11 protein-coding genes are annotated in these 14,239 nt (G+C 62.2%); 6 read left to right on the top strand and 5 right to left on the bottom strand.

The features are described 5' to 3' along the window. Positions 1 to 15: 15 nt before the first annotated feature. The gene (locus ACZZZ4_RS05220; RefSeq protein WP_129999758.1) at positions 16 to 813 is read right to left on the bottom strand and encodes a hydroxymethylpyrimidine/phosphomethylpyrimidine kinase; all 798 of its coding nucleotides are present in this window, start codon (positions 811 to 813) and stop codon (positions 16 to 18) included. Positions 814 to 1,114: 301 nt separating this feature from the next. Between ACZZZ4_RS05220 and ACZZZ4_RS05215 the strand changes: the two genes are divergently transcribed. From ACZZZ4_RS05215 to ACZZZ4_RS05200, 4 genes are all read left to right on the top strand, one after another. Continuing rightward, positions 1,115 to 3,466, top strand: a complete 2,352-nt coding sequence (locus ACZZZ4_RS05215) for a 7TM diverse intracellular signaling domain-containing protein (protein WP_463547377.1) — start codon at positions 1,115 to 1,117, stop codon at positions 3,464 to 3,466. Between the two features lie 95 nt (positions 3,467 to 3,561). Continuing rightward, positions 3,562 to 5,211: an acyl-CoA dehydrogenase family protein gene (locus tag ACZZZ4_RS05210; protein ID WP_463547376.1), complete on the top strand. Its 1,650-nt coding sequence runs from the start codon at positions 3,562 to 3,564 to the stop codon at positions 5,209 to 5,211. A 190-nt stretch (positions 5,212 to 5,401) separates the two neighbouring features. Beyond that, the gene (amn, locus tag ACZZZ4_RS05205; RefSeq protein ID WP_200890480.1) at positions 5,402 to 6,901 is read left to right on the top strand and encodes an AMP nucleosidase; all 1,500 of its coding nucleotides are present in this window, start codon (positions 5,402 to 5,404) and stop codon (positions 6,899 to 6,901) included. Positions 6,902 to 6,973: 72 nt separating this feature from the next. Next, entirely contained in the window at positions 6,974 to 7,609 is a 636-nt protein-coding gene (locus ACZZZ4_RS05200) for a pseudouridine synthase (protein WP_039761782.1), read from the top strand. Here the strand turns inward: ACZZZ4_RS05200 and ACZZZ4_RS05195 are convergent. Together ACZZZ4_RS05195 and ACZZZ4_RS05190 are read right to left on the bottom strand one after the other, a co-directional pair. Further along, positions 7,604 to 7,813: a DUF2788 domain-containing protein gene (locus ACZZZ4_RS05195; protein WP_016773053.1), complete on the bottom strand. Its 210-nt coding sequence runs from the start codon at positions 7,811 to 7,813 to the stop codon at positions 7,604 to 7,606. The genes ACZZZ4_RS05200 and ACZZZ4_RS05195 overlap by 6 nt on opposite strands. Positions 7,814 to 7,983: 170 nt before the next feature. Continuing rightward, entirely contained in the window at positions 7,984 to 8,463 is a 480-nt protein-coding gene (locus ACZZZ4_RS05190; RefSeq protein ID WP_007909658.1) for an Lrp/AsnC family transcriptional regulator, read from the bottom strand. 450 nt (positions 8,464 to 8,913) lie between these two features. Between ACZZZ4_RS05190 and ACZZZ4_RS05185 the strand changes: the two genes are divergently transcribed. After that, complete coding sequence (locus ACZZZ4_RS05185) at positions 8,914 to 9,876, top strand: DUF6515 family protein (RefSeq protein WP_463547375.1); 963 nt, start codon at positions 8,914 to 8,916, stop codon at positions 9,874 to 9,876. A 34-nt stretch (positions 9,877 to 9,910) separates the two neighbouring features. Here ACZZZ4_RS05185 and ACZZZ4_RS05180 read toward each other — a convergent pair whose 3' ends face one another. After that, a complete protein-coding gene (locus tag ACZZZ4_RS05180; RefSeq protein ID WP_463547374.1) occupies positions 9,911 to 10,819 on the bottom strand; it encodes a cation diffusion facilitator family transporter in 909 nt (302 codons plus the stop codon). 13 nt (positions 10,820 to 10,832) lie between these two features. Further along, complete coding sequence (locus ACZZZ4_RS05175) at positions 10,833 to 11,252, bottom strand: hypothetical protein (protein WP_016773056.1); 420 nt, start codon at positions 11,250 to 11,252, stop codon at positions 10,833 to 10,835. Positions 11,253 to 11,616: 364 nt separating this feature from the next. On the opposite strand from ACZZZ4_RS05175, the gene hrpB reads away from it, so the two are divergent. Beyond that, positions 11,617 to 14,136: an ATP-dependent helicase HrpB gene (gene hrpB / locus ACZZZ4_RS05170; protein WP_463547373.1), complete on the top strand. Its 2,520-nt coding sequence runs from the start codon at positions 11,617 to 11,619 to the stop codon at positions 14,134 to 14,136. Positions 14,137 to 14,239 lie beyond the last annotated feature (103 nt).

Below are 14,239 nucleotides of genomic sequence, written 5' to 3'. Positions count from 1 at the left end.
GCAGACCTCACGAGGTTACGAGCAGAAATCCAGCGGCAGGCGACGCGGCACGAACTGGCCTTTGCCCAGTTGTTCGGCATCGCGCAGCGTCCGCCAGGTGTAATCCAGCGCACTGCGCACGGCACTGGCCAGGTGTTCGCCCTGAGCGAGTCGCCCGGCCAAAGCGCTGGCCAGCGTACAGCCGGAGCCGTGATAGCTACCCGGCAGACGCTGGCAGATAAAGGTTTCGCGCAGGCCGTCGCGGCTGTACACGCGGTTGTGGATTTCAGTTTCGTCGCCGTGGCCGCCGGTGATCAGCAGATTTTTGATGAACGGCAGAAGTTTTTCCGCGCATTCGTCGGCCGTACCCTCGGGCAGTTCGGCAAGGATTCGCGCTTCGGGAAGATTCGGGGTAGCAATGATCGACAGCGGTAACAGACGCTCGCGCATCGCATAGCCGACCTCGTCCTTGCCCAGGCGTCCGCCGCCGCCGGCACGCAGCACCGGGTCGCAGACCACTGGCAGATGCGGGTGCGCCGAGAGCAGTTCGACGACCGTGTCGACCATCTCCAGCGAGCCGAGCATGCCCAGTTTCACTGCGGCGACTTCGGAGTCATTGAGCACGGCGTTGGCCTGGGCCAGTACCCACTCACGGTCGAGGACGCGGAAGTCCGTGACGTTGACGGTGTCTTGCACGGTCAGGGCGGTGACGGCCGGAGCCGCATGGCAACCCTGCGCGAGCAAGGCTTCGATATCTGCCTGCAAGCCGGCGCCACCACTGGGGTCGTGGCCGGAGAGACAGAGGACAACGGGGCGGGAGCTGTAGATATTCATGGTGCGCGAGCTTACCACCAAAGCTGATTTTGGGGTGTGGGTGGCAGAGCAAGATAAATGCAGGAGCTACCGGAGGCTGCGATCTTTGACGTTCCTGACCATTCCAACAGCTCTATCTCGGTGCTTTGCCCTGGAACGCCCGTTCTAGAGCCGTTGTAGGAAAAATTTCCATGGTGCTCAATGGCCATCAACGGCTATGCTAGGCTGGATCCAAACAATCACAGGTAATACCGGTTTTACGTCTACTCAAAGGGAATGGGGGGCTTCCTGACACAACCGGACGAGCCACGCTGGGGCTTCAATGCGCTATTTGCTGATGTTGCTGTTCTGCTTGCCCCTCATGGCGAGCGCCGTCGAATTCGACGAATTCACCCAGAGCCTGCCACTGGGCCGATCGCTGCAAGTGTTCGAAGACCCGAGCGGTCAGGCGACGATTGCCGACGTCCGCGCACAGGATGCCGCCGGCCATTTCAAAGCCCACGACAAGGCCACGCTCAATGCCGGTTACTCGCGTTCGGCGTTCTGGCTGAAGATCGATCTGCATTACCGCCCGAGCAACCCGGTCGCCCAGCGCACCTGGCTGCTGGAACTGGCGTATCCGCCGCTTGATCACCTCGATCTGTACTTGCCCGACGCCAGCGGCGACTACCGACTGGTGCGCCAGACCGGCGATGCTTTGCCGTTCGCCAGCCGCGAGATCCGCCAGAACAATTACCTGTTCGATCTGCCGTTCAAACCGAATCAGCAACAGACGTTGTACCTGCGCCTGGCCAGCGAAGGCTCGATCCAGGCGCCGGTGACGTTGTGGTCGAGCACCGCGTACCTCGAAGACCAACCGGTGCGCCTGTATGTGCTCGGCATCATTTATGGCGTGCTGCTGGGGATGCTGGTCTACAACCTGTTCATCTACCTGAGCGTGCGCGACACCAGTTACCTCTATTACATCTTCTACATTGGCTCATTCGGCCTCTATCAATTGTCGGTGAACGGCGCGGCGGTCGAGTATTTCTGGCCGGACAACCCGTGGTGGGCCAACGCCGCGACGCCGTTTTTCATCGGTTGCGCCGGGCTGTTCGGCAGCCAGTTCGCTCGCAGTTTCCTGCAGACCAAGACTCACAGCCCTTGGCTGGACCGTTTGCTGATCGGTCTGGTTGCCTTCAGTGCGCTGGTGATCGGTCTGTCGCTGATGACCAGTTACGCCCTGGCCCTGCGCCTGGCGACCACACTGGCGCTGACCTTCACTGTGGTGATCTTTGCCGCCGGGATTCTCGCCTGGTGGCGCGGCTTGCGGGTGGCGCGTTACTTCATCATCGCCTGGTCGGCATTTTTGCTCGGCGGCATCGTCAATACGCTGATGGTGTTGGGCCTGCTGCCCAACGTGTTCCTGACCATGTACGCCAGCCAGATCGGCTCGGCCATCGAGGTGGCTCTGCTGTCGCTGGCGCTGGCCGATCGCATCAACGCCATGCGCGAGCAGCAGGCGCAGACGCTGTACGACGCCGGGCAGAAACTCGAAGTGCTCAACCAGCAACTGGCCCACAGCAACAAACTGAAAGATGAATTCCTCGCCACGCTGACCCACGAACTGCGCACGCCGATGAACGGCGTGATCGGTTCGCTGGAGCTGATGCAGACCGTCGACCTCGATCCCGAGCTTGAGCAATATCAACAGACCGCCGCCGGTTCTGCCCGCGACATGATGCGCATGGTCAATGGCATTCTCACACTCACCGAATTGCAGGCCGGCAAGCTCAAGGCGTCGCCGGGTACGTTCAGCCTGCGCGGCGTAGTCGAGGCATTGCGCGTGCAGTTCGAGGGGAATGCGACGAGCAAGTCGCTGGATTTCAAGGTCGAGGTCTTGCCGACCCTGCCGGATCGCCTGCATGGCGACAGCGCGAAACTGGCGCAGTGTCTGGAATGCCTGCTCGACAACGCCATCAAGTTCACCCGCGTCGGCGGCCTGGCGCTACGCGTTACCGGGCGGCCGTCGACGGATAACCGCATGGCGCTGTCGTTTGCGGTGATCGACACCGGTATCGGTTTCACTGATCTGGGCGAGGCCACGCTGTATCAGCGTTTTTTCCAGCTCGACGGTTCGATGACTCGCGAATACGGCGGCCTGGGGGTGGGTCTGGCGATCTGTCGGCAACTGGTCGAATTGCTCGGCGGCAAACTCACCCACCGCTCCGAGCCCGGAAGCGGCAGCCGCTTCCAGCTCGATGTCGAATTCGAACTGCCCGTGATCGAAACACCTGCGGATCAGCCGACCCGCGATTGCACGCGTGCGCCGCAGGACTGCACGGTGCTGCTGGTGGACGACAACAGCGTCAACCAACTGGTGATGCGCGGCATGTTGCTCAAGCTCGGTTTCCGCGTGCGCAGCGCTGATAACGGCGCCGCTGCGCTGGACTGCCTGCAACGGGAAAGCTTCGATGCGGTGCTGATCGACTGCCAGTTGCCCAGCCACGAAGGCGCATCGCTGTGCTGCCAGATCCACGCGCTGCCGGGCTGCGCGCACCTGCCGGTGTTCATGCTGGCGCTGGGCGCGGATCGCGAGCAATGCGCGCCCAGCGCGGCGATCGACTATCTGCCCAAACCGGTGAAATTCGAGGATCTGCAAGCTGCATTGCAGCGCCGCGTGCTCAGTTGCTGATGGGGTAAAAGCGCCGCAAAAACGGCGCGTATGACACTTTGTTCAAAAAAGCACCAGTGCTTAACTGGTGCCATTGCTGAACACGGAGTGCCGTCATGAACCTGCATCAGTTCGCCGAAACCCACGAAGTCACCAATCAGCCGCCGTCGCTGGACGGCACCAACCTGTACCGCATCGACCTGCCGCTCCAGGAGTGGTCGCGGCGTTTTGGCGCCGGTTGGGCCGAGTCGCGTATCGATGCCTACGGCGCACTGGCGGGCGGGCCTTTGATGGAGGCGGGGTTTCTCGCCAACCAGAACAAACCGGTATTTGCCAGCCATGATCGCTACGGTCACCGCATCGATCTGGTCGAATTTCACCCGGCTTACCACGAGCTCATGCGCAGCGCGATCGAGCATGGCCTGACCTCGCTGCCCTGGGCACACCCGCAGGACGGTGCCCATGTCGCCCGCGCTTCGATGACCTATCTGCATAGCCAGGCCGAAGCCGGCAGTGGTTGCCCGTTGACCATGACCTTCGCCAGCGTGCCGGCCCTGCGCTTGCAGCCGAACCTGGCCGAACAGTGGCTGCCGAAAGTCCTCGCCACCGAATACGATCCGCGCAACGTCGGCATGGCGCACAAGGCCGGCGTGACCATCGGCATGGCGATGACCGAGAAGCAGGGCGGCACCGACGTTCGCGCCAACACCACCAAGGCTTACCCGGTCGGCGCCAGCGGCCCGGGTCAGGCTTATGAGCTGGTCGGGCACAAGTGGTTCTGCTCGGCGCCGATGTGCGACGCCTTCCTCACATTGGCGCAAACCGACAAGGGCTTGAGTTGCTTCCTGCTGCCGCGCCATCGCCCGGACGACACGCGCAATCAGTTCTACATTCAGCGTCTGAAAAACAAACTCGGCAACCAGTCCAACGCCTCCAGCGAAGTGGAGTTTCGTGGCGCGCTGGCCTGGATGATCGGCGAAGAAGGGCGCGGCGTGCCGACCATTATCGAGATGGTGGCGATGACCCGTTTCGATTGCATGGTCGGCTCCAGCTCGCTGATGCGCCAGGCGCTGACCCAGGCCAGCCATCACTGCGCGCACCGCAAGGTTGGCGGCAAATTGCTCAGCGAGCAGCCGCTGATGCAAAACGTACTCGCCGATCTGGCCCTGGAGAGCGAAGCCGCGCTGGCCCTGAGTCTGCGCATGGGCAAGGCGCTGGGTCATCTGAATGATCGCCACGAAGCGCAATTCGCGCGGCTGGTGACGGCGGTGGGCAAGTACTGGATCTGCAAGCGCGCGCCAGGAATGATCAACGAAGCCGCTGAATGCATGGGCGGCGCCGGTTATGTCGAAGACAGCATCCTGCCACGCCTGTACCGCGAAGCGCCGGTGAACTCGACGTGGGAAGGTTCGGGGAATGTGCAATGTCTCGACGTGCTGCGCGCTCTTTCGAAGGAGCCAGGCGTGCTCGATGTGCTGTTCAGCGAATTGGGCGACGGCCATGGCGACAAACGTCTGGCCGTGCATATCCAGCAATTGCAGGCGCAGTTCAAGGACACCAGTGACATTCAGTATCGGGCGCGGCAGTTGACCGAAGACATTGCCCTTGGATTGCAGGCCAAACTCCTGTTGGAGGCGGGGAATTCAGCCGTCAGCGATGCTTTTATTGCCAGCCGTCTGAGCGGTGGAGGTCGCGTCTACGGCGCGTTGCCGCGTGGGCTGGACGTCGAAGCCATCGTCGCCCGCTCAACCCCACAGCTTTTCTGACCGCAATTTTCCCGACACCACAAAACCCTGTGGGAGCTGGCTTGCCAGCGATGGCGGTCTGTCAGTCAACATCGATTGAATGTGACGGCCTCATCGCTGGCAAGCCAGCTCCCACAGGGATTCGGGTTACCTGAAAGATTTCGGTACACCCACAACGCCACTGTTCCCGTGCGTCCACGATGCAGGCAAGATGAAGCCCTGCAAGTCAGAACACAGGAAGCTGATCGTGACCGAAGCGTTTATTGTCGTTCAAACCGCCGAACAAGCCGTGGATCGTCTGGCCGAGCTGCATGAGCGGGCCACCACTGCGTTGAATTCCGCGCTCAAGCGTTACCTCAAGGACCGCGTCGAGCCCGACGCCGAACAGCGTGCCCTGTTTCGTTATCCCGAATTGCGTCTGACCTACCACTGCCAGGGTGAAGTGCCGCAGACCACCCGCGCTTACGCCAAGGTGCAGTTGCCGGGCACTTACAGCGTCACCGTCACCCACCCGGCGGCCTTCCGCAAATACCTGCTCGAACAGCTGACACCGTTGATGCATGACTTCACCGTGACCGTCGAAGTCGGCGTCAGCCAGCAGAACATTCCGTATCCGTACGTGGTTGAGCAGGGCGATGAACTGGCCGGCTCCGGTGTCACTGCGGCAGTGCTGGCGCGGGTGTTCCCGAGTACTGACCTTTCCGCCGCCACCGATGGCATCGCCGACGGCCTCTACGATTGGGAAAACACCGATCCGCTGCCACTGGCGCTGTTCGACGCCGCGCGCGTGGACTTCTCCCTGCGCCGTCTGGTGCATTACACCGGCAGCGACTGGCGCCATGTGCAGCCGTGGATTCTGCTGACCAACTATCACCGCTACGTCGACCAGTTCATCGTTCATGGTCTTGAGCAGTTGCGCAACGATCCGCGTTTCGTGCGCATGGTCCTGCCGGGCAATGTGATCATCGAGAAGAGCATGGACCACGGCGAAGCTTCGGCAATCGCCGCCGGTGTGGTCTGGCACCGTTACCAGATGCCGGCCTATCACCTGATCGCCAGCGATGGCCACGGTGTGACGCTGGTGAATATCGGCGTCGGCCCGTCCAACGCCAAAAACATCACCGATCACCTGGCCGTGCTGCGCCCGCATTGCTGGCTGATGATCGGCCACTGCGGCGGCCTGCGTCAGTCGCAGACTATCGGCGACTACGTGCTGGCTCACGCCTACATGCGTCGCGATGGCATTCTCGATCGCGTGGTGCCGCCGAATATTCCGATCCCGGCACTGGCCGAAGTGCAGCTTGCTCTGCAGCAGGCAGCGGCGAATGTCACCGGCGAGAAGGGCGACGATCTGAAGAAGCGCCTGCGCACCGGCACGGTTCTGACCTACGACGACCGTAACTGGGAATTGCGCTGGGCTCAGGAACGGCCACTGATCAACCTGTCCCGCGCAGTGGCGGTGGACATGGAAAGCGGCACGATCGCCGCGCAGGGTTATCGCCTGCGGGTGCCCTACGGCACGTTGCTCTGTGTTTCGGACAAGCCGCTGCACAGCGAAATCAAACTGCCGGGCTCGGCCAATGCCTTCTATGAACGCGCAGTCAGCCAGCATTTGAAAATCGGCATCGAAGCGGTGGATCTGCTGCGCACCGAACTCAATTCGCTGCACTCGCGCAAACTGCGCAGCTTCGACGAGCCGCCGTTCCGGTAACGCTTAGTCGTGGTCATTTGGCGGTCGGGGCACTAGCATTGTCAGCCCTGATCGCTAAATGTTCTGTCTCTTATGTCCCGTCCCCCGCGTCCACCTTCCCGCCGCCCCGGCGCGAAGCCTCAGTCTTCTGCCCCGCGCCGTGTTGCCAAGGCACCACCGGCCGAGCCGAAACTGATCCTGTTCAACAAACCCTTCGATGTGCTGACGCAGTTCAGCGACGGTGAAGGGCGGGCGACGCTCAAGGATTACATCGATGTGCCGGGGATTTATCCGGCCGGACGTCTGGATCGCGACAGCGAAGGTTTGTTGCTGCTGACCAACGACGGCCAGTTGCAGGCGCGCATCGCCGATCCCAAACACAAGCTGGCGAAGACCTATTGGGTGCAGGTGGAAGGCGAGCCGACGGCCGAGCAGTTGCAGCGCCTGCGTGATGGTGTCGAGCTGAATGACGGCATGACCCTGCCCGCCGAAGCGCGACAACTGGCTGAGCCGCAATTGTGGCCGCGCAATCCACCGGTACGCTTTCGCGCGACCATACCCACTTCATGGCTGGAACTGGTGATTCGCGAAGGGCGCAACCGTCAGGTGCGGCGCATGACGGCGGCGGTCGGGTTGCCGACGTTGCGTCTGGTGCGGGTCAGGATTGGCGACTGGACCATCGAAGGGCTTGATCAGGGCCAGTGGCGGGAAGTACCGGCGCGCTTATAAGGCGCCGGATTCGATCAGGCCGATCACCACACTCTTGATGATGAACGCGGCCACGCCCAGGCCCAGCACGAAAAACAGAATGAACGAGCCGAACCGCCCGGCCTTGGACTTCTTCGCCAGATCCCAGACGATGAAACCCATGAAAATGATCAGGATGCTGACCAGACCGGTCATCATCCATTCTTCGAACAGTGCTGGATCCATTGGCGATCTCCGGCGCGGACAGAGCTGAAAGGGCGGCGGCGAGTATACGCCATGGTCGGATGGCGAGGCATTGATCTGCGTCGCCTGTGCGGGCCCCTTCGCGAGCAGGCTCGCTCCCACAGGTTGAAATGCATTCCCCTGTGGGAGCGAGCCTGCTCGCGAACGCGATTTCAGCTACGCAAATGAGTCAGCGGCAGTTCGGTGCTGTTGAGCACCTGATTCAGCACAAAACTCGACCGCACACTCGTAACCCCCTCAATCCGGGTCAGATGCCCCAGCAGCAGTTTCTGATAGTGATCCATATCCGGCACCACCACTTTCAACTGGTAGTCGGCATCCACCCCGGTCACCAGGCTGCATTCCAGCACTTGCGGCAATGTGCGGATCGCCGCTTCGAAGTTTTCAAAGCGCTCCGGCGTGTGCCGGTCCATGCCGATCAGCACATACGCGGTCAGGCTCAAGCCGAGCATTTTGCGATCGAGCAGCGCAACCTGGCGGGAGATATAGCCATCGTCTTCCAGTTGCTTGACCCGGCGCGAGCAAGGCGAGGGCGACAGACCGATGCGCTCGGCCAGTTCCTGGTTGGAAATACGGGCGTCGCGCTGCAATTCCGCCAAAATACTCAGGTCATACCGGTCGAGTTTGCTCATCAATCTGTCCTTGGTCGTAACTATTGCGGCGGATTATCTATCCAGGGTTAAAAATTGCGCAAGCAGTGTTTAATTGAGCAATTTTCGCAATCATCTGTCGCGCCCTCAGGCCTATTCTTATCACCAGAATCACTGCTCGGTAACACAGTCCACGCGGTTCGCCCAATCAGGCCCGCCGCGGCCGCCACCCCCACCGGGGATGTGCCGGCCCCCGAGCTGCACACTGTCCAGAAGACGGCGTGAGGTGAGCCGACGTCAAAAGCGTCGAGCCAGGACGAAGTATCTCCAGAAGGGAGGCCGACGGGTCTCCCTTTTTCTTGCCTGCGATTTCATGTTGGCGCCTCAATAAATAAGTCGCGCGACTGATAACCTGTTGCAGAACCCGGTGGGGTAGTTCCGAGTCTCAGCAACAAGCCCTCCCAACGACAGGCTCCCGCAGTGAGGAAAAGCATGAATTCGCGCATCTGGCGTCTGGCCGGTGTTGGTTTGCTCTGTGTGGGTGTCAGTGCGCAAGCGCTGGCCGATGAGCCGCAGAACCGAGGGCCTGGCAACGGGCCGCAGAACGACGGGATCATTCGTGGCGACAATAGCCGTCAGTTCGAGCACAACGGCCAGCCGCATAACAATGACGGTCAATGGCAGAACCGTGATCAGAACCGCCCGGCCTACAACCCCAACCCGGTTCGCCAACCGCCACCGCCGCCACAATTACCGGCCAACAGTCTGCCGATCCAGCCACGTCCCGACGCCGTGCGCCAGACCCAGGAGCCGCGTCAGGGTTACTACCGCGACGAGCGCCCGCAGAACGGTTACCACAATCAACAGTGGCAGACGCAGCCGCGTCCCGATGACAACCGCTGGCCGGGACGGCCGAACGGTCATGGCAATGGCTGGGGGCCGGGCCCGCAGTATCGTCCGGGCCATGTGATCGATCGCTTCCCGGATCGTGATTACCGCGTGCCGTATCGCGGTCAGGATTACTTCTACTCCGGCGGCTACTGGTATCGCCCGCAAGGCCCGCACTACATCGTCGTCCAGCCACCGCGCGGGATTCGCATCCAGTATTTGCCGGATTACGCCCGTGAGGTATGGATCGGCGGCTCGCTGCTGTTCCTCGCCGCCGGCTCGTATTACGCCTATCAAGAGGCGACGCAGGATTACGTGGTGGTCGAGCCGCCGCTGCAGCAACCGCCGCAACCGCAAGCTCAGGGCTATGACGTCGAAGCCTACCCGGCCAACGGCCAGTCGCCGCAGCAAGTGCAGCAGGACGGTTACCAGTGCTCTCAGTACGCCGTGCAGCGAAGCGGTTTCGACCCGCGCACCGCGACCTACCAACCGGCGCCTGAAGTGGTTCAGGCCTATCGCCAGGCGCAGGGCAACTGCCTGAGCAGTCGCGGTTATCAGGTCAGATAGGGGCAGCTACAAGCTACAAGCTACAAGCTACAAGCTACAAGCTTGAAGCTAGAGGCTTTTCGCTTGTGGCTGTTTTTACAGGATCGGCGTGGACCAGTACCTCGGCTCTGGGATAAGCCTTGTGTATTGCCGCCGCTGCTTGATCGCTGATGCCATGAGCGACTGACAAGGTCAGTTCGCCCGGCAGTTCCAGGTGCAATTGCACGAACCAGTGGTTGCCGGATATTCGCGTGCGCAGGTCATGTGCACCGAGCACGCCGGGGACGCTGCAGGCCAGTTCGAGCATGTGCTGGCTGACATCGGTCGGCAGTTCCTCGTCCATCAGCACCGAAAAACTTTCCCGGGCTATCTGGATCGCGCTCCAGAAAATGTACGCGGCGATCCCCAGGCCGAACCACGCGTCCAGTTGCGCAAAACCCATTCCCGCCAATACCAGCGCGATGAGGATGCTGCCGTTGAGCAGCAGGTCCGAACGGTAATGCAACGAGTCGGCGCGTACCGCGTTGGAGCCGGTCTGCTTGATCACTCGATGCTGCAACATCAGCAGCGCCGCCGTCAGCAACAGCGAAAATACGATCACGCCGATGCTCAGCCACGGCGCGCCAAGCGGCTCCGGCGTATGCAAGCGTTGGTAGGCCTGAAACGCGATCAACACCGCGCTGCCACCGATGAACAACGCCTGCGCCATGCCCGCCAGCGATTCGGCTTTGCCGTGGCCATAACGGTGATCGTCATCCGCCGGGCGCAAGGCGTAGTGCACTGCCAGCAGATTGAGCATCGAGGTGACGCCGTCCAGCGCCGAGTCGGTGAGGCCGGCGAGCATGCTCACCGATCCACTGAGCCACCAGGCAATCGCCTTGGCGACGATCAGCGTGCAGGCGACGGCCACCGAGGCGCGGGTCGCCAGTCGCAGCAGGCGGGCGTGTTCGGGGCTGGAGGTCATTGATCGTCCTTATTCAAGCGGCGGGTTGCAGGCCGAACATCGCCAGTTGCTGAGTGCTGCCCTTGTGCTGGATCAAGCGTGGATCGTCGAGGGGAAAGTCTCTTCCCAGCTCGCTCTCAAGAATCGCCTGCAACTTGTGATTGTCGACCTGTCCATCCGGGCCGATGGCTTGCTTGAGCTTGGCCGGATCGATCTGCGCGGTGTGGCCCGGTTCGAAATAGATCGCGCCAGTGGCGAAGTCGACAGCAAACGCGATCAGTCCGGGAATGATGTAGAACAGCAGGCCGACGGCATCGAGCACGGCAATCGCCGGGTCGATCTTGCCGTCGATCTGGCCACGGCGGTCCGGGTAGAAAATCGAACCGCACGCCGACAGTTGCGTGAGCAGAGTGGCAACCAGAACACCGCCGATCAGGCGAGAGGGTAAGCGCATGGAAATGTCTCCTGAGTCATCAAATTACGAAGCTTCGTCTTGTGAAGTTAAGACCCTGACGAACGTCAGACAGTTCGTCGTTATACTCGCGGCGGGCAGGGCGTACCCACAGTAAATTGCGGCCTCGTCTCACCCCTACTGAAATACGTTGAGGATTGAAGTTGTTTTCTCCAGATCGACACCGCGTGAAGGCTGATGAATTCTATCGGGGTTCGGCCCTCCGGGCTAAAGCTGTGAACGCGCCATGCTGCGTTGCGGGACTTGGCAAGGAAACGACCCTTGCCCGCGTCCGGCGCCTTGCCTGGCACGCTCACAGCTTTAACGCGACTCGCAATTTACTTGGGGCACGCCCTGGGGAGCCAGCATGATTTCTTTGCCGATCGACGATGTTTTACCCGCCCTGCGTGAAGCCCTCGCGTCACGCCACGAAGCCGTGCTCGAAGCACCGCCCGGCGCCGGTAAAACCACCCGCGTGCCCTTGGCCTTGCTCAACGAAGCCTGGCTGGCCGGGCAGACCATCGTCATGCTCGAACCCCGACGTCTGGCTGCGCGGGCGGCGGCGGAGCGTTTGGCCAGCGAGCTCGGCGAGCAGGTCGGTGAAACCGTCGGCTATCGCATCCGCCTCGACAGCAAGGTTGGCCCGAAGACGCGTATCGAAGTGGTCACCGAAGGCATTCTCACCCGGCGCTTGCAGGACGACCCGGCGCTGGACGGCGTGGGTCTGCTGATCTTCGACGAATTTCATGAACGCAGTCTCGACGCCGATCTGGCGCTGGCGCTCAGTCTGAACGGTCGTGAGCTGTTTCGCGCTGAACAGCCGCTGAAGATTCTGCTGATGTCGGCCACCCTCGAAGGCGAGCGGTTGGCGGGGTTGCTTGATGACGCGCCGATCCTGCGCAGCGAAGGGCGCATGTATCCGGTGACGATGCGCTGGGGCCGGCCATTTCAGCCGGGCGAATACATCGACCAGCGCGTTACCCAAACCGTACTCGAAGCGCTGCACGACGAGACCGGCAGCCTGTTGGTGTTCCTGCCGGGACAGGCGGAAATTCGTCGCGTGCATCAGCAATTGGCCGACGCCATCGGTGAGCGCAAAGACGTTCTGCTGTGCCCGTTGCACGGCGAACTTGACCTCAATGCGCAACGTGCAGCGATCGATCCGGCGCCCCCCGGTCAGCGCAAAGTGGTGCTGGCAACCAACATCGCCGAGACCAGCCTGACCATCAACGGCGTGCGCGTGGTCATCGATGCCGGATTGGCGCGGGTGCCGCGCTTCGACCCGGGCAGCGGCATGACCCGCCTCGACACCCAACGCATCTCCAAGGCCAGCGCCACCCAGCGTGCCGGCCGCGCCGGGCGATTGGAGCCGGGCGTGTGTTATCGCCTGTGGTCGCAGGATCAGCACGAACAACTGGCGGCTTATGGCAGCGCGGAAATTCTCTCGGCGGATCTGGCCAGCCTCGCTTTGCAACTCGGGCGCTGGGGCGTGACCCCGGGCGAACTGGTCTGGCTCGACGTACCGCCCGCCGCCGCGTATGCCCAGGCGCAGGATTTGCTGCAACACCTCGGCGCCTTGCACGGCGACACGCTGACGGCCCACGGCCAGGCCATGGCCGAACTGCCGGCGCATCCGCGTATCGCGCATTTGTTGTTGCGCGGTCAGGCATTGGGGTTGGCGGCGATGGCCTGCGATGTGGCGGCGCTGCTCGGCGAGCGCGATATCCTGCGCGGCGCTGGCGCGGATCTGCACAGCCGATTGGTCCTGCTTTCCGGCGAAGAACGTGCCGGCCGTGGCGCGCAGGGCGGGGTGCAACGTGCCCGGCAATTGGCCCGGCAGTATCGCGGCTACCTGCGCGGCAAGCCGAGTGAGCCGGTCAACGATCCCGAGCATCCGCGTTGGCTTGGCGCTCTGTTGGCGCTGGCCTACCCGGATCGCGTCGCCCAGCAACGGCGTGCCGGTGGTGCCGAATACCGTTTGGCCAACGGTCGCGCGGCGCTGTTCGCCGAGGCCGACAGCCTGATGAAGCACGAGTGGATCGTTATCGCCGACCTCGGCAGCCGTCAGGGCCAGCGCGAAGAACGCATTTATCTGGCGGCGGATTTCGATCCGGCGCTGTTCGATTCGGTGCTCGCCGAGCAAGTGCGCAGCGTCGATCAACTTGACTGGGACGAACGTGAAGGCGTGCTGCGCGCCGAGCGCCAGCGCAAGGTCGGCGAGCTGATTCTCAGCCGCGAACCGTTGACCGGTCTGGATGAAAACGCTCGCAGTCAGGCGCTGGTCAATCTGGTACGGCGCAAGGGCCTGGAGCTACTGCCGTGGACGCCGGAACTGCGCCAGTGGCAGGCGCGGGTGGGGCTGTTGCGTCAGCTGGATCTGAGCACTCAGGACGACAGCCAATGGCCGGATGTCAGCGACGCGGCATTGTTGAATATGCTGGAGGACTGGCTGATGCCGTATCTGGGCAAGGTCTCGCGGCTCAGCCATTTCGCCAACCTCGACCTGTCGAGCATCGTGCGCAATCTGCTGCCGTGGCCGCTGCCGCAGAAGCTCGACGAACTGGCGCCGCATCATTTGAGCGTGCCGTCGGGGTCGTCGATTCGTCTGGATTACAGCGAACACCCACCGATACTCGCGGTGCGTTTGCAAGAGCTGTTTGGTCTGGCCGATACGCCACGGATCGCCGGTGGCCGGCAAGTGGTCAAGCTGCATCTGCTGTCGCCGGCGCGGCGGCCGGTGCAGGTGACGCAGGATCTGGCGAACTTCTGGCGCAGCACCTATGCCGAGGTGAAGAAGGATCTGAAGGGGCGTTATCCAAAACATTATTGGCCGGACGATCCCTTGGTCGCCGAGGCCACGGCGCGGGCAAAACCACGCGGTACTTGAAGACCAGTGGCAGCGCGCCATTAGCCCATCCGTGCTAATTGCCCTTGGTTGTTCAGGCTCGCAAAATCGCCGCCTGAACAATAACCAGCCTTGTTGCCTGGCA

The organism is Pseudomonas sp. AC252, from assembly GCF_979258105.1.
Note: the sequence above shows the minus strand (reverse complement) of the source record. Positions and strands in the feature narration are given on the sequence as shown.

What these genes read in the sequence shown, in the direction of transcription:
- ACZZZ4_RS05220 (WP_129999758.1), bottom strand. Translation starts at nt 813, where the DNA reads ATGAATATCTACAGCTCCCGCCCCGTTGTCCTCTGTCTCTCCGGCCAC.
- ACZZZ4_RS05215 (WP_463547377.1), top strand. Translation starts at nt 1,115, where the DNA reads ATGCGCTATTTGCTGATGTTGCTGTTCTGCTTGCCCCTCATGGCGAGC.
- ACZZZ4_RS05210 (WP_463547376.1), top strand. Translation starts at nt 3,562, where the DNA reads ATGAACCTGCATCAGTTCGCCGAAACCCACGAAGTCACCAATCAGCCG.
- amn (WP_200890480.1), top strand. Translation starts at nt 5,402, where the DNA reads ATGAAGCCCTGCAAGTCAGAACACAGGAAGCTGATCGTGACCGAAGCG.
- ACZZZ4_RS05200 (WP_039761782.1), top strand. Translation starts at nt 6,974, where the DNA reads ATGTCCCGTCCCCCGCGTCCACCTTCCCGCCGCCCCGGCGCGAAGCCT.
- ACZZZ4_RS05195 (WP_016773053.1), bottom strand. Translation starts at nt 7,813, where the DNA reads ATGGATCCAGCACTGTTCGAAGAATGGATGATGACCGGTCTGGTCAGC.
- ACZZZ4_RS05190 (WP_007909658.1), bottom strand. Translation starts at nt 8,463, where the DNA reads ATGAGCAAACTCGACCGGTATGACCTGAGTATTTTGGCGGAATTGCAG.
- ACZZZ4_RS05185 (WP_463547375.1), top strand. Translation starts at nt 8,914, where the DNA reads ATGAATTCGCGCATCTGGCGTCTGGCCGGTGTTGGTTTGCTCTGTGTG.
- ACZZZ4_RS05180 (WP_463547374.1), bottom strand. Translation starts at nt 10,819, where the DNA reads ATGACCTCCAGCCCCGAACACGCCCGCCTGCTGCGACTGGCGACCCGC.
- ACZZZ4_RS05175 (WP_016773056.1), bottom strand. Translation starts at nt 11,252, where the DNA reads ATGCGCTTACCCTCTCGCCTGATCGGCGGTGTTCTGGTTGCCACTCTG.
- hrpB (WP_463547373.1), top strand. Translation starts at nt 11,617, where the DNA reads ATGATTTCTTTGCCGATCGACGATGTTTTACCCGCCCTGCGTGAAGCC.